The organism is Chitinophaga sp. 10T418 (assembly GCF_056394125.1).
Genome location: NZ_JBFTHG010000004.1, coordinates 641,549 through 661,464, shown reverse-complemented (window position 1 = coordinate 661,464; position 19,916 = coordinate 641,549). Strand labels below are relative to the sequence as shown.

Genomic DNA, 19,916 nt, shown 5'->3' with positions numbered 1-19,916 from the left:
CGTTCATCCATCTTTTCACCAGTCAAATACCTGCTTTCCCTTATTTTTGGTCCTTGTCTTAAAAATCAATCATTATACACCATGAAGAAATGGATGATGTGTGCAGCCATGCTTTGCAGCATAGGCGCATTTGCACAAAACAATACCAATGTGGAGGGAAGCAAATACCAGTTCACTGTTTTAAAGAATCTGGATGCGGGTGATGTACAGAACCAGGGACGTACTGGTACTTGCTGGTCTTTCTCCGGCTTGTCTTTTTTTGAATCAGAAATACTGCGCACAGGCAAAAACAAGGGCCTGAATCTCAGCGAAATGTATGTGGTACGTAAAATGTATCCATTGAAAGCTGCGAATTATGTACGTATGCATGGTAAAGCCAACTTCGGTGAAGGTGGTGGATTCCCGGATGATTTGTTGTGCCTCCGCGAATACGGTCTGGTTCCACAGAGCGTATACGATGGCAACAAAGACAAAATGTATAACCACGCCGAAATGGAAAGTCTCCTGGAAGGTATGGCCAATAAAATCGGTAATGCCTCCGGCACTATCAACCCTAACTGGTCTAAAGCTTTTGATGGTGTCCTGAATGCCTATATGGGAGAAGCACCTGAGAAATTTCAGTATAACGGTAAAAGCTACACGCCGCAGTCTTTTGCAAAAGAACTGGGTATCAATGCAGATGACTATGTACTGATTTCTTCTTTTACACACCATCCTTACAATTCACAGTTTGTACTGGAAGTTCCGGACAACTGGAATTGGGAGAAAGTATACAACGTAAACCTGAATGACTTTACTAACATCGCTGAAAATGCCATCATGAATGGTTACTCCATTGCATGGGCTGCAGATGTAAGTGAAAAAGGCTTCAACTTTAAAGATGGTCTGGCGATCGTTCCTGAAAAGGATTGGGCCGACATGTCTGCTGAAGAAAAGAGAAACGCCTTCCTGGTACCAGGTAAAGAAAAAACCATCACTCCTGAACTGCGTCAGCAGGCCTTCGATAACTTCGAAACACAGGATGATCACGGTATGCACATTGTAGGTCTGGCAAAAGATCAGAACGGCAACAAATATTTCCGCGTGAAAAACTCCTGGGGTACAGACAATCCTGGCCAGGGATATTTCTATGCTTCTGAACCTTACTTCGCATATAAAACCACCTGCTTCATGGTAAACAAAAAAGCTTTACCGGCAGATGTTGCAAAGAAACTGGGTATTAAATAATAGCCATTAGCAGTTAGCTTTTAGCTTTTAGTAAATGCAGCGAAGATCAATATTTTATCATCCCTTACATTTACTGAAAGCTAACTGCCAATGGCTAACCACTCAGAAAATATATTTGCTTCTGGCAAATATACTTAGTTGACAATGTCAATCATTACCGGCCAACACCAATATCATAAAAGATTTTAATGCTTTCCTTCCAGCTGTTGTGTGTAAGAATAATTACCCAAACGGAGTTTTACCGGCAAGCCCGTATGCTTTTGCCAGGTCCATTCCTGTTTGCAGAAAAAACCGAAGTGTTGCCTGTAATAAGTATCAGGCGCCATCATATAAACGGGGTAAACGGGTGGGGGAACAGGCGGGAGATAAGTAGTTTTAGCAACCGGTAATAACTTCACCGGCTTCAGTGCAAATGTTTGTGCCCCGGCAACTTTGCTGCCCAACACAATACCAACGACCAATACCCACCATCTCCTTTTCATAAAAATTATTTTATCAGGATATTTCCTCGAAACTGCCAATTCCTTCGCGAATCAATACCGGCTCAGCACCAGTACAATCTACCACTGTGGAAAACGACATGCCTCCAGGGCCGCCGTCTACTACAATGTCTACCTGCTTTCCAAACTTCTCATAAATGATTTCCGGATCCGTATATTCTTCTACATAATCTTCTATGGGCAGGGTGGTACTCATCAGTGGATTACCCAGCTCCTTTACAATGGTGCGGCAAATATTATTGTCCGGCACCCTTATACCTACGGTGTCTTTCTTCGTCTTCAGCAACTTGGGCACCAACCGGCTGGCTGGTAAAATAAAAGTATATGGACCCGGCAATGCTTTTTTCAACATCCTGAATATAGGCGTATCCACACTTTTCGCATAATCAGATAAATGACTCAGGTCATAACAGATGAAGGAAAAGTGCGCCTTTTTTGGGTCTATCTGTTTAATCCGCGCAATACGTTCTATGGCTTTATGTTGGGTAATATCACAGCCTAAACCGTATACCGTATCAGTAGGATAAATAATGATCCCCCCATCTTTCAAACATTCTACAATTGTTTTCAAATGGCGCGGATTCGGGTTATCAGGGTGTACGTTTAATAGCATATATAAAGTTAACGATTGTGTTTCACTTTCAGCTTTTTAGCCTACCTTTCGGCCCGATTTTTCTAAACCTACGCGATGAATTTAAAAGGCATTGTACCCAGAACGTGGAGGAGATTGAGGAGAGTACTACTGGTTTTAATTGTTGCACAATTTGTTTATATCATCCTGTTGAAATGGGTGAATCCGCCTATTACCATCACTGAAATCTCCAGCTGGTTTAGTCTCTGGGGAACAGATAAAAAATTGCAAAAAACATGGGTAAGCTATGATGAAATATCACAGCACGCCAAACTCGCGGTGATAGCCAGCGAAGATCAGCTCTTCACCGACCACAACGGCTTTGACTTCAAGTCTATTGAAAAGGCAATGAAGCATAACCAACAGAGTAAAAAAATAAAAGGAGCCAGCACCATCAGTCAACAGGTAGCAAAAAATGTATTCCTGTGGCAGGGCCGTAGCTGGTTTCGTAAAGGACTGGAAGTGTACTTTACTTTCATGATTGAAAAAATATGGGGCAAGCAGCGTATCCTMGAAGTATATCTTAATGTAGCAGAAATGGGTGAAGGAGTATTTGGCGTAGAAGCAGCATCCCTGGCCAATTACAATAAAAATGCGGCCAGTCTTAACCGCGAAGAAGCTGCGATGATAGCCGCCTGTTTGCCGAATCCTGTTAAATACACAATTAATCCACCGGCAAGAATTACCAGTTACCGTCAGCGCAAAATCCTCGTACAAATGCGTAACCTGGCGCCTGATCCGGATATTATGGAACTGGTAACGGGGAGAAAATAATTATGGCAGGTCCAGTAATTGCTGTACGGTCGCAATAGCAAGCGCTTCGCGCTCTTCATAACTCCCCCTGATTTCCTGCCAGCGGGCACCGGAAGCCATCACAATATCTTTATAAATGTTATAGAAATAAGTACGCATATCCGGATCAGGGTATTCTCTTTGTGGATCTTCTTCCCAGGGCAGATCAATGTAAGTCAGCAGATAGAGATCACAATGTTGTTTGGCAATCTGCTTTAAGATGCGGGGATCACAATTTCCGTATTTATGCTCACTCCATACTTTTATTACATACAAATCAGTATCACAAATAAGGACCTTATTTGCTTTCATGGCCTGTTGATGCTCCAGTGCTATCTGACCGGCAGCTATTTCCAGCAGATCGTTTTGCTCATAAGGACGATCGAGCTGGTCAATATATTCACGGGCATATTCCGGTGTCCACACCGTATTAAAATGGGCCGCCAGCTTTTCGCTGAGGGTACTCTTGCCTGTAGATTCAGGACCTATAACAACTACTTTCTTCATTGATGAGAAGTTTCTCTTTGCTGCACAATTGCTCTCCAGCCAATATACCCGAATATGGCAATGATAAATAAAAACACAGTAAGCAGCGCTGTCAGATAAAGGTGCTTATAAAACAGCAATGGTATGGCCACCAGGTTAGATATATTCAGCAATATCCAGTTTTCCAGTTTTCGCTTTGCCAACAACCACATACCTGCGCAGGCACTGGCAGAAACAAAAGCATCCATCACTGGTACATTGGAGTCCGAAAAACGGCTTAACAGGAAGTAGAAAATTCCCCAGCCGGCCAGCGCAATAAAAATGGCGGTCGTCAACTCCCTGCTGCTACTTCTCATAATGGGAGTTACCGGTTCTGAAGGGCCTTTCTTTGCCCAGTATATCCAACCGTATACGCTCATAATGAGGTAATAGGCATTCAGCGTGGCATCGGCATACAGCTTAAAATGCGCACGCGACAAGAGATAAGTGTAAATACCAGTACTGATAATACCCGTAGGATATACCAGGATATTATTATTTTTTTGAAAGATGACCGACAAGACAGCAAAGAATACAGCTATTCCTTCCAGTAAAGTCATTTGATGCAGGCCGTCCAAAAAGCCCTGGTATAAATCATTCATAGTGCGAAAGTGGATAAATTTTCCCAGATGTTGTCAATAGTTGCTGCCTCAAATTTCCGCAGCAACTATTGACAACAAAACTATTTTTTTTCTCCAATCAGTGTTCCCGATACATTCCAGAAACTCTGGCTGCTACCTTCGGGCTTGCCCTGTGGAATAGCCACCTGTATGGTATGCAACCCTGGTGTGATATCCGGCAGCGAAATAATTACCGGTGAAGTGAGCGTACCCGGGCACCAGTTGGAACGACTCAGATCAGAAGAGGACAAGCCATTGCCGAAGTTACCGGAAGCCGGATTAGACAGGCGATAAGTGGCACAATCTGTCCGCCATGGAATAAAATGATAGATCCGTTTACCATCTACAAAAATTTCATTCTGTTTTGGATTGAACTCATCGCCGCCACCCCAGCCACCGTGGCCGGTAGTAAGAAAGCGCAGTTGCACGTTCTTAAGTCCTTCCGGAATATTCACCGTCACCTTCAGAGAATCTTTGTCGAACAGGGTAGCATATTCCTGTCCGGCCATTTCCATCAGGTTAGTCGTGTTAAAGATTGGGTATATCCAGTTGGGAGCGGGGCGATTTTCATCTTCCGGATCACCTGGATAATATTTAAGGCTAAGGCTTACTTTATGGCCACCTTTATCATAGTTGCCAATATATACACCCAGCCATACATCGCCCTGGAGGCGATTATGCAGCTCTGTAATATCCTGTTTATAGATCACTGAATCTGCCCAGTTATAACCGGCTATTTTCACCTGGTTATTAAACTGTCTTACCCCGAATGGCGTGAAGAAGCGTAGTATTTCCAATGCCGGTAAATAGTTGTCTGTAGCTACCATGCCATGGTATGGGTTACCATTGTTAGCCGTGAATAACGGTAAGGCCTGTACGCCTTTTTGTAAACCATCCAGGAAAGAGGTGGCTTTGTCTGCCGGTATCATAAATACAGAACCCGTTCTGTCATAAGCATCGCCATTAGAGTATTGGGTAAGCTCTGCAAAAAGTGTTTCACCTTTCTTTACCGCAGGCAGCGATACTTTTTTCAGTATAACTGTACCACCAGCGTAATGATAAGTTTGATTTAATTGTTCCCCCTGTGGGTTGGCTGGATTATTTCCCCAGCTGATCTGTTCCTGGTTAAAAACAGGGAGCGTAGTATAACGGCTGTCGATTACCTGCCTCATGTAGGCGGCATCATTTACCATAGTACCGGTATTGGTTGGCCAGGCCAACTCTGCGTCCGTTATTTTACGATAGGTTATTTTCTTTGCCAGGGTCTCACTGTTACCGTTGCGTACGATTTTAAGCACCAGTCCAAGGCCCGGAGCAATAGTGATGTTAGGCGTTCCTTTCAATGTCAGGGCATTGGTGTACCATACTTCAATAGTATTGGAACGGATAAAGAGTTTTGCTTTCTTACAAACATATCCCAGGATGGTAGCGGTATCCGGCAGTAATTCCGGCGTAGCGTATTCGCTAAACGATTTTTTCAGCGTGTATACTTCGTTGTTAGGAAGACTTAATACCTGCAAGGTTACTTGTTCAGACATTTGCAGGAACTGTTGTTCTTTCTGTTTCCCTTTGCCGGAAACGATGTGACCGCGCTGATGATCTACGAACAACTGCAGTTCATTGCCGGGTATGGTTTTACCATTGCTGCCGAAGCCATAGGTAATAACGGCGGATGCGCTATCCACGCCGTTCTTTCTTTGGGCTTGTGCCGGCTGCATGGCGAGGGCCAGACCGGCAAATACCAGTAATAATCCTTTCATCTGCTTTTTTAGCTTTTATTCGTCTGCGTGCAACGGTGAGTATTTATCAACCCCAACGGCTACAACGCTAAAAAAAAGCACAGCCATTAAGACTGTGCTTTCGTTTAACACTATCATTCACTCAACTATGGCTTATTCGGCTTCTGCCACAACTTCCTTCACTTCAGGGATCATACGCTTCATCATGCCTTCAATGCCGGCTTTGAGCGTAATCATGGAAGAGGGACAGCCTGAGCAAGAACCTTGTAACATCAGTGTTACCGTACCGTTGTCGTAATCTTTGAACTGAATGGCGCCGCCATCCATTTCTACAGCCGGTTTCACGTAGTTTTCAAGTAATTCCTTGATACGTTTTACCACATCCGTGTCATCTGCACTCACTTCGTTGCTGGCAGTGTCTTTGGTAATCACTACCTCATCTTCGTTGATAACAGGGCGGGAGTCTTCCAGGTATTCCTTCAGGAAGGCTTTTACCGTAGGAATTATATCGTTCCAGTCAGTTTCGCTGGTTTTGGTAAGCGTAATAAAGTTAGCCATAATAAACACCCCTCTAATGAAAGGGAAGCTAAACAACTCGATGGCTAAAGGAGATGGTTTAGCGCTGGCTTCATCCGGGAAATCAATGCTTTTACCAGGATACAGAAGTTTGTTTGCCACAAACTTCATGGTTTCCGGGTTAGGCGTCATTTCCGTATATATGCTGATGATTGGATTTCCTGTTTTAATCATTTTATCCTAATTTACTTATGCAAAGGTAACATTTTTCGGGCAGATTTTCGGGATGCATCTAAACGTGCGCTATTGAAAATAACAATCTGGTCATAGGCATCATTGATATCCCCGCCACACCTCAATCTTCCTAATTATACAAATTTTTTGTCATGCTACTGAAAGAACTTTCGCCGAAAATTCAATCCGCGCTCAATCAACAGGTAGAAATGGAAGCAGCCTCTTCCCAATATTATCTTGCTATGGCTTCCTGGTCAGAGGTAGAGGGCTTTAATGGGGTGGCTCAGTTTTTATATCGTCACTCCGATGAAGAACGGACTCACATGCTCAAATTACTGAAGTTCATTAACGAACGCGGAGGACACGGCCTGGTTCCCGCTCTGAAACAGCCTACGGTGAAGTTCAAAAACATCCATGAAATTTTTGAGCAGGTGTTTAGCCATGAGCTGGCGGTATCCAAAGAGATTAACAATCTCGTAGATATGTGCCTCAGTGAAAAAGATTATGCCACCCATAACTTTTTACAATGGTATGTAACTGAACAAATTGAAGAAGAGCGCCTGGCCCGGCACATCCTCGACAAATTAAAGCTGATAGGAGAGGATAAAGGTGGTCTATATATTTTTGACCGCGACCTGGCTACACTGGATACCAACGAAAGACATTAAAACATTACAGTATTCGACATCTATTTATTGCGGCCCACTTATTACTTTTGTAACAGATATGCAAACAACGAAAGTATTAAAAGCACGTAAAAGGATAGCACTGATTGCTCACGATCACAAGAAAGCTGAGCTGATCGAGTGGGCTATCTATAATAAAACGGTATTAAGTCGCCATGAACTATATGCTACCGGCACTACCGGCCTACTGATAGAACAGGCGCTGGACGTATCTGTAAGAAAGTTACTGAGTGGCCCCCTGGGCGGTGATCAACAAATCGGCGCCCTGGTGGCCACCGGGGAACTCGACGTCATTATTTTCTTCTGGGATCCCATGGAAGCATTGCCACATGATCCGGATATCAARGCTTTACTCCGTTTGGGTGTAGTGTGGAATATCCCGATGGCCAGCAACCGCGCCTCCGCCGACTTCCTGCTTACATCTCCCCTGATGCACCAGGAATATGAAGCTACCTTGCCGGATTATAGTCAGTATACCAAGAGAAAGGTATAACTCCGTTCATCCGTTTTCCTGACTTTATAAATTTTCATCGCTTTAGCGGGTAGCTACTCCCCGAATTTTCCGTACTTTAAAGAAAAGCTTCGGGAATGAGAATTGTTTTTACCCTTTTCATCACTACTATACTGGTTAGTATCAGCTTATTGTGCCCCGCACAAAGTGATAGCAGCAAAGCCTCCCGCGACTCGCTTGCGGATACACAACTGGTACTTACCACCCGCCTGCTCCGGGAAAATGATTCTTTGCAAAAAGCAGATGAAGCACAAAAGAAAGCATTGCAGCAACAACTTCTCCTCAGCAACGATAACGACAACCGAAAAAAAGAACTGCAACAAAAACTCAACTCCTTTGAACAGGCCGACTCCTTGAAGAAAGTAGCCAACCTGCTACGTATTAATCAGCTGAAAGCCACTCATAGCGGCTTCCCCGTGGTCCCTTTCGGCGATACCCTTTTTTATATTTACAATAAACTGGGGCCATTGCAACCCAGCGACAGAGCCCAGAATATCAATCGCAAACTGGCAAAACTATCTGACGATCCCTTTTTTGCAGCAGACTCTATTCGCGCTATACAAAATGAAAATAATATAGATGTTGCCTATAATGATCTGGTGCTGCTGAGTGTTACCGATGATGATGCGCTGTGGCTTAGCCAGGATAAAATGACAGTGGCACAGGATTATGCAGCTATCATCAAAAAAGCCGTACTACAGGAAAAGAAAGATAACAGCCTGCAAAGTATACTCATTCGCATAGGCTGGCTGCTATTGATTATCGTGATATTTTCAGCGATTGTATATGGCATCAACCGGCTGTTCAAACGACTGCGGAAAAAAATAGTCAGAGAAAAAGACCGTTACTTCAAAGGCGTGAAAGTAAAAGAATATGCCCTGCTGAATCAGCAAAAGCAGGTAGGGATTGTATTTAATGTTCTCCGCATTGCACGGATCATCTTTATCCTGTTCATCTTTTACATCACCTTACCTTTTGTATTCAGCATATTTCCCTGGACTAAAGGCATCGCGGATAAACTCATCGACTGGACATTGTCTCCGGTTAAATCAATATTCCTGGGCTTTGTTCATTATCTCCCTAAATTACTTACCATACTGGTGATATACTTTATTACCCGATACCTGGTAAAACTGGTGAACTACCTCGCAGAAGAAATCGCTACCGGCAACTTAACGATTAATGGCTTTTACGCAGACTGGGCAAGGCCTACCGCCAGCGGTATCAAGTTCCTGTTATATGCATTTATGTTTGTTGTGGTGTTTCCTTACCTGCCGGGATCCGACTCAAAAATATTTCAGGGTGTATCTGTTTTCCTTGGTATCCTGTTCTCACTGGGCTCTTCCTCCGCCATTTCAAATGTGATAGCTGGCTTTGTAATTACGTATATGCGTCCCTTTAAAATCGGCGACCGGGTGAAAATAGGGGAGATCACCGGTGATGTCATTGAAAAAAATTTACTGGTCACCAGGTTACGCACCATAAAAAACGAAGAAATCACCGTCCCCAATGCCAGTATATTAAGCGGTCATACCATCAACTTTACTACTTCCAGTAAGGATCTGGGGCTAATACTGCATACCACTGTTACTATCGGTTATGATGTGCCATGGAAACAGGTTCATGAAATGCTGATTGGTGCTGCCATGGCAACAGATGGTATTATGAAAGACAGAACTCCTTTTGTATTGCAAACAAGCCTGGACGATTTTGCCATTGCCTATGAAATCAATGTGTATACCGACCATTCACATAAAATGGCCCTGATTTATTCAGATCTTCACCGCAATATCATTGATCATTTCAATGCTGCCGGCGTGGAAATTATGTCGCCGCATTTTATTGCTCACAGAGACGGAAATACGAGTACAGTACCGCCGGAATACCTGGCAGATGATTATAAAGCGCCGGTAATGAAGGTGAAGGTGGAAAAAGAATAAACAAGCTATCTTCATAAGAATCACATAATTATATCGCATCAGCCCCGGTTTTTGCTATTTTCGCATCTTACGGTTAAAAGTAAGGCAGATGTTGAAGCAATTTATAGCAGGTACAATTCTATGGATCATTCTGATGCAGCAGTCGTGGGCACAATTGCCACCCAAACGCGAATTAAGGGCCGTTTGGATAGCCACTGTTGAAAATATTGACTGGCCATCCCGGCGCGGGCTGAGTACAGAACAACAAAAGCAGGAGTTCATCGCTTTACTTGATCAGCAACAACGTAATGGCATGAACGCGGTGGTAGTACAGGTTCGCCCGGCTACAGATGCTTTTTATCCCTCTCCATACGAACCCTGGTCCGAATACCTTACCGGTGTGCAGGGACAGGCGCCCAATCCATATTATGATCCTTTGCAGTTCATGGTAGAGGAAACTCATAAACGCGGGATGGAGTTTCATGCCTGGTTTAACCCTTACCGTGCCGTGTTCAACGTAAGCCGCAGCAGCGTGGCTCCTAATCACATTACCCGCCTGAAACCACAATGGTTCCTCACTTACGATGGCAAGAAGTATTTTGATCCGGGCATTCCTGAAGTACGCGAATATGTTACCATGGTTATCCGTGATGTGGTAAAACGATATGACATTGATGCCGTACACTTCGATGATTACTTCTATCCATATCGTGCGCCAGGGAAAGAATTTCCCGATAACAGCTCTTATCGTTTGTATGGTAATAACATGATGAAAGATGATTGGCGCCGCGCCAATGTAGATGCGATTATACAGCTGTTGAGCGTGGCCATCAAGGCAGAAAAACCCTGGGTGAAATTCGGTATCAGTCCTTTTGGCGTATGGCGTAATAAAGATAAAGATCCCGAAGGTTCTTACACTAAAGGTGGTCAAACCAACTACGACGACCTTTATGCAGATATCCTGAAGTGGCTGAAAAAAGGGTGGATTGATTATGTAGCACCACAATTATACTGGGAACGGGGACACCGGCTGGTAGATTACGAAATATTGCTGAACTGGTGGGGACAACACAGCTATGGCCGGCAGGTGTATATTGGTCATGGCGTATACCGTATAAACAGCAATGCTGCCTGGAAAAATCCAAACGAGATACCTGCTCAGGTGGAAGAAGCCAGGACATTAAATACGATCCAGGGAAGTATTTTTTATAGCGCCGCATCTTTCAGAGGGAACCCTCTCGGCGTAGAAACGTTGTTGCGCAACGGCATTTTTAAATATCCGGCCCTGAGACCGATAATGTCGTGGCTGCCCAAACAAACGCCGGAAGCACCTTATTTCATTGATGCGTTTGAGCGACCCGGCGGACTGGAATTACACTGGTCGGATGACGATACCAGTGGCCATACCAAACAATATGTACTATACCGCTTTGAGCAAAATGAAGCGATTAACGTAAGCGACCCGACGAAAATCCTCTCCATTCTGGATCAAATGCCCGATCCGGTGTATAAAGACATTACCTACGTAAAGGGGAAAACGTACATCTATGTAGTGACTGCCCTGGACAGGATGCAAAATGAGAGTTTATTAGGAGAGCCCTTACGGGTACAGATAAAAAACGGGAGGGCTGTTTTCCTGTTTGAACCATAACCTCATAGGGGAATTAATTGATTTGTCTTTACCTGGTTATGGTCCAAAAACAGTGGTTCTGTACAGGTTGATAATTTGAATTGGGATAAGGAAAAATTTATTCCAAACATCCCTCTCGATAAGCAAAAATTTTTCACATAGCGCATATAAATTGCGTGGTCCGCAGGTTTGACCTCATTTTTTCTGTCGGGAAAAAACGGGAGTTACATGCTAAAGGGATAGTTATGCGTGCCTCACTTTTTTTTGCTTTTGTTTTTCGGCTATTTTTGACTGCGATTGTTATTGCTTGATCGGTATCTGGTTCCTATACTAACACATATACTGTAACCCTTTTAATTGTCAAAAGATTAATTATCTCAACAATGAATTTAAACACTAAATTTTTTACCTGCGTTGCCGCGGGTGCTGTTTTTTTGTCGGCATGCACAAAAGATCCTACTACCCCGGAAGAGGGCACAAAAATACCAGCTTCCACTATGGGCAAAATCAATGCGCTCGGCTTTGATACGCTAAATGCAATAAAACTAAATGGCGGTTATGTAGTAGAGGGTGATCTTTTTTTAACTGAAAAAGATCTGGACAGCAAACAAGGCTATACCGCTCTGTTCATTGCTGAAGCCGACCAATACAAATTATCTTATACGCTGACGGCATTGCCCCGTATAATCAATATCTCAGCAACAGGTTTGCCAACCGCTTACTCAAATGCACTGGATATTGCCATTGCAAGATATAATGCACTTAATCTGCGTGTTACCTTTAAAAAAGTAGCCAATACTTCAGAAGCAGATATTCAAATTAAAGATGGTAAACTGGGTGGCCCGCTGGTATTAACTCCGGCTTATCCTGCTGTTTCCAGAAACCCATCCAGTCCGGTAACCCTGGACGTAACCGCACTGGGAACAAACCTGGATGAAAAACGACTGGCGACATTGATTGCCCATGAAATTGGTCACGCTATTGGAATCAGACATACTACCTATGCAGACAATCTTTACCATTGTACTTATACACAGGTAGCTAAAGCTAACGATACTCAGGTAGATCTTATTAAGATTGATGGCACACCCACCAGCGGAGCCGCTTTCAGCTGGATGTCCGGCTGTTTAAATAATGAGGATCATCCGTTTAATCCAAATGACGTGGTTGCCTTAAACCAGTTTTATGGCAATGCAGCCGGTAATTTCAATGTCCCTACTGCTACTTATAGAAAAGGCACCAAAGAGCTGCACTTATTCGTAAGAAGCAAGAACAATACGCTTCTGGAGAAAGTGTACACACCTGGTACCGGCTGGTCTGCCTGGACGGACCTGGGAGGAACGCTTACTTCAGATCCTTCTGCCACCTCCCGCGATGAAAACAAAATTGCTGTTTTTGCAAAAGGGGCATCCAATAACCTCATCTTCAAAACCTGGACCCCGACCGGCGGATGGAGTCAATGGACAGACCTCGGTGGCTACTTCTTTTCTGCTCCCAATGCTGCATCCAGAGGTGCCGATTTTATCAACGTACTGGTAAGAGGCGCTAATGACGTTTTGCAAACCAGGTATTATGTAGAAGGAGAGGGGTGGCACGAATGGCAGAATTTTGTGACGACTGTGTCTTCAGCTGCTACCAGCGCTTCCCGCTATCCTAACTCAATAGAGATGTATGCGCAGGATAATGCCAATCACCTGGTACAGGGAATATGGACAAAAGAGAGTGATAGAACTGTATGGAGCAATCTGGGTGGTTCTATTTATTCCGCTCCAGCTGCTACTGCAAGAGGATATCTTAATGTAGATATTTTTGCTTTGGGCAATAACCATCAACTTATCACGACTAACTGGTCAGTTGCCGACAGCTGGAAAAGTTGGAATCGTATTGGTGCCAGCATTTATTCTGCACCTGCTGTAGCATCTCCAGACTCCTTGTCAATGGATATCTTTGTTAAAGGACCTAGTGATAATCTGATTCAGCGAACCTGGACAAAAGCCAATGGTTACGGTCCATGGCTTAGTTTGTAATTCGATCGCAATAAAATATTACCCGTTAGGGCCAACCAAAGTCTATTTGGTTGGCCCTTCATTTTTATCCCCTGTTTTCTCTTCGGTACAAACCCTTTTCGGATCAAGTTGAAAACAGGCGGAATATCTTTTTTCAATATGCTCTAAATGCCTATACACTCCCGTTAGCCATTATCAAATCCCCATCGAATTATCTTTGAATATTATACAATACTCGATACACTGGCTTTAGCCAATCTTCCATCTGCCCCGGAAACAGGTTCCCCGGATTATCTTATATTTATCTTATCAAAATAATCTCCCATGGCAAAACAAATGTCTATCATTTCCTTTACGGGAAAACTCGGCAATCTCATAGGGTATAGGCGCAATGGCAACTACTTCCTGCGCTCCATGCCCGAAAGCGTGCAGCAAACGGCTGCTACCCGCCGCGCATCCCGTCGCTTCGGCATTGCCAGCAGAAAGGGCGCTTTTATCCGTCATACTTTCTACGCTCACCTGGATATCCATTGTGACGGCGGCCACATCAATCGGCTCAACAAACTACTCATTGCTGCCGGCGATCATCATGAGGCCCTTACTGGCTTCCGCTTCAATCAGCATACCGGGGTAGATCGTTTCTTTACGGTGGCTCCCCGACTTCTCCCTAACGGGGTATTAAATATTCCCGCACAAACCATCGCCGGGTATAAAAGTATTGCTGCCCTGGAAGTAAAAGTGATCGCAACGCGTATTGATTTTACATCACGTCAGGTGGCGGGTAGCGAAACGGTTACCCTCATGGTAGATCCGGATACCACTTTCCAGGAAACAAATGTTTCGCTGGAGGTACCCGGGAAAGGTTCACTGGTAGTGGTTTTCCAGGTAAGAGCGATGTACAAAGACGGCCCATCCGCCAACAGACAATATGTGGCAGCTGATATTATTGCAGTGGCAGCGCCACAAGTACCCAAATATGCTCATAAACGTACTTACCCAAAGCGGACGAAATTGCTTCCCAAACTTATCTATACACACGCATATCCAGCTGTCATTCAACTGGAATAAAGCTATTTTGCCTCCGGAGATATTTTGATGAATAATCCCTTTATACCTGTTTCCTTTCAATAGTCTATCTCTTTCCTCAGCTACAGCCTGATACTGAAGCAGCCCTGCTATGGCCACTTCTGACCTCCATCCATTTGCTGATTCAATTTCATCCCGGTTATACATCCGGAACTCATCCCCGCATCAAGTCCACCTCTCCTGCACTGCTTCTATAGGTACTTAGCGGGTCATCGACAGAGTCTGCATAATCACAATACACTTCTGCAGGTAATGATGGTGCTCTTAATGCACTATATCATAAAAGCGTATTTAGCGACAACGAAGATAAAATTCCCTCTAAAATATCCGTGATGCAGGCTTTCGGGCAGCTGGCAGGTTTAGACCTGTAGCATTCATTCTTTATAGACTATCCCCAGGTTTTCAACTTGATCGCCTTTTCCTGTTTGAGTCATTTTCATCTCATATTAATTATTTACCATGCGAAGTTGTAACCCTGAACCTTTAGGCTCCCCCTTGCATCCTTTCCATGTGGGCTCATCAAACACTTCAATTTACCTCCGGGGAGCTTTCATTTTTTCAATTATTCTAACAATTAGTGGCTTTTTTTTATTTTTTCCTAAATTTTAACCGTCTGACAAAAGTTTATACAAAAAATACCGCATTCCTTTAGTATCTTTAAACCGTTCCCGAATTATATCGTACACCATCACCCGCGGCGTAAGTCAGAGGGGGGAGTGTGCCAAAGCAAAAAATCTAAACCAAATGGATGAAGTGAAGCAAACGCAAGGTTTATACCGTCCGGAATTTGAACATGATGCCTGCGGAACAGGTTTTACTGCCCATATTAAGGGTCGTAAATCCCACCATATCATTCGTGATGCCTTAACCATGCTGGAAAACATGGAACACCGCGGAGCCTGCGGTTGTGAGCAAAACACGGGAGATGGTGCAGGAATACTGTTTCAAACGCCACACGAGTTTCTGTATGACGAGTGCCTGAAATTGGGTATTCGCCTGCCGGAATTTGGGAAATACGGTGTAGGCATGGTCTTCTTTCCGAAAGAACCACGCTGGCGTGAAGAGTGTCGTGAGATATTTCAACGCAGCGCAGAAAAATTAGGCCTGGAAATTTTAGGTTACCGCAAAGTACCAGTACGTCCGGATGGTATCGGTGAAACAGCCCTTTCTGTAGAACCAGAAATTGAACAGGTATTTATCGCCTGTCCTTATCATATCAGTGATCCGGAAATTTTCGAGCGCAAATTATTTGTACTCCGCAACTACATTTCCAAAACCGTTCGCAATACAGTACCGAAAGAAAAGTCGCTGTTCTATATTGCATCGCTCTCTTATAAAACAATTGTATATAAAGGTCAGCTGACCACCTACCAGGTGCGTCATTATTATACAGACCTGAGTGATGAGAAAATGGTTTCTGCCTTTGCGCTCATCCACTCCCGGTTTGCTACCAATACTTTCCCCAGCTGGAGATTGGCACACCCTTACCGGTACATTGCACACAATGGTGAAATCAATACCCTGAAAGGTAACCTCAACTGGCTGCGTGCCGGCGAAAGGGACTTTGTGTCTAAGTTTTTTACTACTGAAGAGATGGAAATGCTGCTTCCTATCGTGGAAGAAGGCCAATCCGATTCTGCCAGTCTTGATAACGTGATTGAACTGCTCACCATGACAGGCCGCTCTTTGCCGCATGTTATGATGATGCTGGTACCGGAAGCCTGGGATGGCAATGAAGATATGGGCGAAGAAAAGAAAGCATTCTACGAATACCATGCTTCCCTTATGGAGCCATGGGACGGACCTGCTTCCATTTCCTTCACCGATGGTAAAATCATTGGCGCTACCCTGGATCGTAACGGATTACGTCCGAGCCGCTTCGTGGTAACAAAAGATGATCGTGTAATCATGGCTTCTGAAGCCGGTGTATTACCGATCGATCCAAAAAACATTAAAGAAAAAGGCCGTCTGCAACCTGGTAAAATGTTTATCGTAGACATGGAACAGGGCCGTATCATTGGTGATGAAGAGCTGAAACAACAAATCTGCTCCCAGCAACCGTACGGCGAATGGCTGAATAAATATAAGATCCGCCTGGAAGAACTGCCTGAACCAAGAGTAACCTTTACTCACCTGGAACATGATCAGATCTTTAAATACCAGCGCGCATTTGGTTACAGCACTGAAGACCTGGATCACATCATTGCCCCTATGGCTATTGATGGCAAAGAACCTGTTGGCTCTATGGGTACCGATACCCCGCTGGCAGTACTGAGCAACCAGCCACAACATCTGTGTAACTATTTCAAACAGTTATTTGCACAGGTAACCAACCCGCCAATTGATCCTATCCGGGAAAGACTGGTAATGTCACTGGCTACTTTTGTAGGTAATAATGGTAATCTGCTCAATGAAGATCCGCTGCATTGCCATGGACTGGCACTGCGTCATCCGATCCTCAACAACCATGAGCTTGAAAAAATACGCAGTATCGACACTGGCTTATTCCAGGCCAAAACATTACATACCTATTTCAAAGCAGACGGTAAGCCCGGCTCTCTGGAAAAAGGATTGGCCCGTCTTTGCCGTTACGCGGTAGATGCTGTGGAAGATGGTTTTGAAGTAATCATTCTGTCTGACCGCGCCATTGACTCTGAACACGCTGCGATCCCTTCTATCATGGCTGCTTCCGCTGTTCACCACCACCTGATCCGCAAGGGTTACCGTGGCCAGGTAGGACTGATTGTTGAAGCCGGCGATGTGTGGGAAGTACACCACTTTGCTTGCCTGCTGGGATTTGGCGTAACAGCCATCAACCCTTATCTGGCACTCAGCACCATCCGTGATATGAAGCTGAACAACAAGCTGGATACTTCGCTGGATGTAGACAAACTTAAAAAGAATTATATCAAAGCTGTGTGTGATGGCCTTCTCAAGGTATTCTCCAAGATGGGCATCTCTACCCTGCAGTCATACCAGGGAGCACAGATATTTGAAATACTGGGTATCAACCAGGCAACGGTTGATAAATATTTCACGGGCGCCGTTTCCCGTATACAGGGACTAGGCGTGGATGATATTGCCCGTGAAACACTGGCAAAACACTGGATGGGCTACGGTCGTAAAGAAACGCCTATTCAGCGCTTAACAGAAGGTGGTGTATATCAGTGGAAACGTAAAGGAGAATTCCATCTCTTTAATCCTACTACCATTCACTACCTGCAGCTGGCCACCCGCATGGGCGATTACGCTGCATTCAAGAAATATTCCAAAGCGGTAAATGACCAAAGCGAAAAAGCAGCCACCTTACGTAGCCTGTTTTCGTTTAAGCCTAACCGTCCGTCTATTTCAATCGATGAGGTAGAACCGGCCACCAGCATCTTCAAGCGTTTTGCTACCGGTGCGATGAGCTTTGGATCTATTTCTCATGAGGCACACTCCACACTGGCCATTGCCATGAACCGCATTGGTGCTAAAAGTAATACCGGTGAGGGTGGGGAAGATGAGCTGCGTTATGAGCAACTGCCTAACGGCGACTCTATGCGTTCTGCCATTAAACAGGTAGCCAGCGCCCGTTTCGGGGTTACCAGCTACTACCTGACCAATGCCGATGAGTTACAGATTAAAATGGCGCAGGGTGCAAAACCTGGCGAAGGTGGCCAATTACCTGGTCATAAAGTAGATGAATGGATTGCGAAAGTTAGACACTCCACACCAGGAGTAGGTCTGATTTCTCCGCCTCCTCACCACGATATTTATTCTATTGAGGATCTGGCTCAGTTGATCTATGACCTGAAAAATGCAAACCGCGCTGCCCGTATCAGTGTGAAACTGGTATCCAAAGCAGGTGTAGGTACTATTGCAGCGGGTGTTGCTAAAGCGCATGCCGATGTAGTACTGGTTTCCGGTTTCGATGGTGGTACCGGTGCTTCTCCGGAAAGCTCTATCAAACACGCAGGTTTGCCATGGGAGCTTGGTTTAGCTGAAACACATCAGACACTCGTAAAAAATAAACTCCGTACCCGCGTAGTACTGCAAACAGATGGTCAGCTAAAAACCGGCCGTGACATTGCAATTGCTACCTTGCTCGGTGCTGAAGAATGGGGTGTGGCAACTGCTGCACTCGTAGTAGAAGGTTGTATCATGATGCGTAAATGCCATGTAAACACCTGTCCTGTTGGAGTCGCTACCCAGGATCCGGAACTGCGTAAACGCTTTACCGGCGATCCACAGCACGTAGTAAACCTGTTCACCTATCTCGTGGAAGAACTCCGCGAAATCATGGCAGAACTGGGCTTCCGTACCATCAATGAAATGGTGGGTCAGGTAGGTTGCTTACAGGTACGTGATAACATCACCAACTGGAAATCACAAAAACTCGATCTGTCTCCTATATTATTCAACGAAGCGCCTGCCGGCGAAACTGGTCTGTACAAACAGGAAGAACAGGATCACGGTATCAGCGAAGTAATAGACTGGCAACTGCTCAAGGCCGCACAGCCTGCACTGGAAAAGAAAGCCAGGGTATATCAGCAGTTCCCTGTAAAAAATACGGATCGTACCATCGGTACTATTCTCTCTAACGAAATATCCAAACGTTACAAGAGCGAAGGATTACCGGAAGATACCCTGCACTTCAAATTCATCGGATCTGCAGGCCAGAGCTTCGGCGCTTTCACCACTAAAGGTGTAACGCTGGAACTGGAAGGGGAAGCCAATGACTACTTCGGTAAAGGCTTGTCTGGCTCCAAACTGATCCTTTATCCACAGGGAGAAGCTGGATTCAAGGCAGAAGAAAATATTATCGCAGGCAACGTTTGCTTCTATGGAGCTACTTCCGGAGAAGCCTACATCCGCGGTAAAGCAGGTGAACGCTTCTGTGTACGTAACTCCGGTGCTACTGTGGTAGTAGAAGGAGTAGGTGACCATGGTTGCGAATACATGACCAATGGTAAAGCGGTGATACTGGGTGAAACCGGTCGCAACTTCGGTGCAGGTATGAGCGGAGGTATCGCCTATGTGTACGATGTAAAAGGCACTTTCGCCAATCACTGTAACCGGGAAATGATCGACCTCGATCCGCTGGCACAGGAAGATGTAGCTTTGCTGCAGGACCTGATTACTAAACACCACGCCTACACGAACAGCACCGTGGCGAAGTTCATCCTGAAAGACTGGGAGAACCAACTGCGTCATTTCGTGAAAGTATTCCCGAAAGAATACAAGGCAGTGTTGAAGTCAGGAAAAGTACAGGGCCAGAAAGTAGGTCACTAAGAGAAACATTAACATTCATC

Annotated in this window: 15 protein-coding genes; 9 read left to right on the top strand and 6 right to left on the bottom strand. The window is 44.8% G+C overall.

Translation table 11 applies throughout. The annotated features are described in order from the left end of the window. Positions 1-81 precede the first annotated feature (81 nt). Positions 82-1,227 carry a C1 family peptidase gene (locus AC1DCV_RS14925; RefSeq protein ID WP_477023874.1) on the top strand — a complete coding sequence of 382 codons (1,146 nt, stop codon included), beginning with the start codon at positions 82-84 and terminating at the stop codon, positions 1,225-1,227. A gap of 185 nt (positions 1,228-1,412) precedes the next feature. Here AC1DCV_RS14925 and AC1DCV_RS14920 read toward each other — a convergent pair whose 3' ends face one another. Next, the gene (locus AC1DCV_RS14920) at positions 1,413-1,709 is read right to left on the bottom strand and encodes a hypothetical protein (RefSeq protein WP_477023873.1); all 297 of its coding nucleotides are present in this window, start codon (positions 1,707-1,709) and stop codon (positions 1,413-1,415) included. 13 nt (positions 1,710-1,722) lie between these two features. Then, on the bottom strand, positions 1,723-2,340 hold the full coding sequence (locus AC1DCV_RS14915) for an L-threonylcarbamoyladenylate synthase (protein WP_477023872.1): 618 nt from the start codon (positions 2,338-2,340) through the stop codon (positions 1,723-1,725). Between the two features lie 75 nt (positions 2,341-2,415). Between AC1DCV_RS14915 and mtgA the strand changes: the two genes are divergently transcribed. Continuing rightward, on the top strand, positions 2,416-3,132 hold the full coding sequence (gene mtgA / locus AC1DCV_RS14910; protein ID WP_477023871.1) for a monofunctional biosynthetic peptidoglycan transglycosylase: 717 nt from the start codon (positions 2,416-2,418) through the stop codon (positions 3,130-3,132). Here the strand turns inward: mtgA and AC1DCV_RS14905 are convergent, their stop codons facing one another. The 4 genes from AC1DCV_RS14905 to AC1DCV_RS14890 form a co-directional block, all read right to left on the bottom strand. After that, positions 3,133-3,657, bottom strand: coding sequence for an AAA family ATPase (locus tag AC1DCV_RS14905; protein WP_477023870.1), 525 nt, complete (start codon positions 3,655-3,657; stop codon positions 3,133-3,135). After that, complete coding sequence (gene pnuC / locus AC1DCV_RS14900; RefSeq protein ID WP_477023869.1) at positions 3,654-4,277, bottom strand: nicotinamide riboside transporter PnuC; 624 nt, start codon at positions 4,275-4,277, stop codon at positions 3,654-3,656. Before pnuC ends, AC1DCV_RS14905 begins: the two co-directional genes overlap by 4 nt. An 80-nt stretch (positions 4,278-4,357) precedes the next feature. Further along, positions 4,358-6,055 (bottom strand): PNGase F N-terminal domain-containing protein, encoded by a 1,698-nt coding sequence (locus AC1DCV_RS14895; RefSeq protein WP_477023868.1) that lies wholly within the window; start codon positions 6,053-6,055, stop codon positions 4,358-4,360. 132 nt (positions 6,056-6,187) lie between these two features. Beyond that, a complete protein-coding gene (locus tag AC1DCV_RS14890; protein ID WP_133807858.1) occupies positions 6,188-6,784 on the bottom strand; it encodes a NifU family protein in 597 nt (198 codons plus the stop codon). Between the two features lie 152 nt (positions 6,785-6,936). On the opposite strand from AC1DCV_RS14890, the gene AC1DCV_RS14885 reads away from it, so the two are divergent. The 7 genes from AC1DCV_RS14885 to gltB all read left to right on the top strand — a co-directional run bounded on the left by AC1DCV_RS14885 (position 6,937) and on the right by gltB (position 19,896). After that, complete coding sequence (locus AC1DCV_RS14885; RefSeq protein ID WP_331965408.1) at positions 6,937-7,452, top strand: ferritin; 516 nt, start codon at positions 6,937-6,939, stop codon at positions 7,450-7,452. Between the two features lie 58 nt (positions 7,453-7,510). Next, entirely contained in the window at positions 7,511-7,963 is a 453-nt protein-coding gene (locus AC1DCV_RS14880; RefSeq protein ID WP_349258196.1) for a methylglyoxal synthase, read from the top strand. A 95-nt stretch (positions 7,964-8,058) separates the two neighbouring features. Beyond that, a complete protein-coding gene (locus AC1DCV_RS14875; protein ID WP_477023867.1) occupies positions 8,059-9,921 on the top strand; it encodes a mechanosensitive ion channel family protein in 1,863 nt (620 codons plus the stop codon). 88 nt (positions 9,922-10,009) lie between these two features. Further along, a complete protein-coding gene (locus tag AC1DCV_RS14870; RefSeq protein WP_477023866.1) occupies positions 10,010-11,551 on the top strand; it encodes a glycoside hydrolase family 10-like protein in 1,542 nt (513 codons plus the stop codon). A gap of 362 nt (positions 11,552-11,913) precedes the next feature. Further along, positions 11,914-13,557, top strand: a complete 1,644-nt coding sequence (locus tag AC1DCV_RS14865) for a M57 family metalloprotease (protein WP_477023865.1) — start codon at positions 11,914-11,916, stop codon at positions 13,555-13,557. A 303-nt stretch (positions 13,558-13,860) separates the two neighbouring features. Then, on the top strand, positions 13,861-14,604 hold the full coding sequence (locus AC1DCV_RS14860; protein ID WP_477023864.1) for a hypothetical protein: 744 nt from the start codon (positions 13,861-13,863) through the stop codon (positions 14,602-14,604). Positions 14,605-15,366: 762 nt separating this feature from the next. After that, positions 15,367-19,896, top strand: a complete 4,530-nt coding sequence (gltB, locus tag AC1DCV_RS14855; protein WP_477023863.1) for a glutamate synthase large subunit — start codon at positions 15,367-15,369, stop codon at positions 19,894-19,896. The last annotated feature ends 20 nt before the right edge of the window (positions 19,897-19,916 follow it).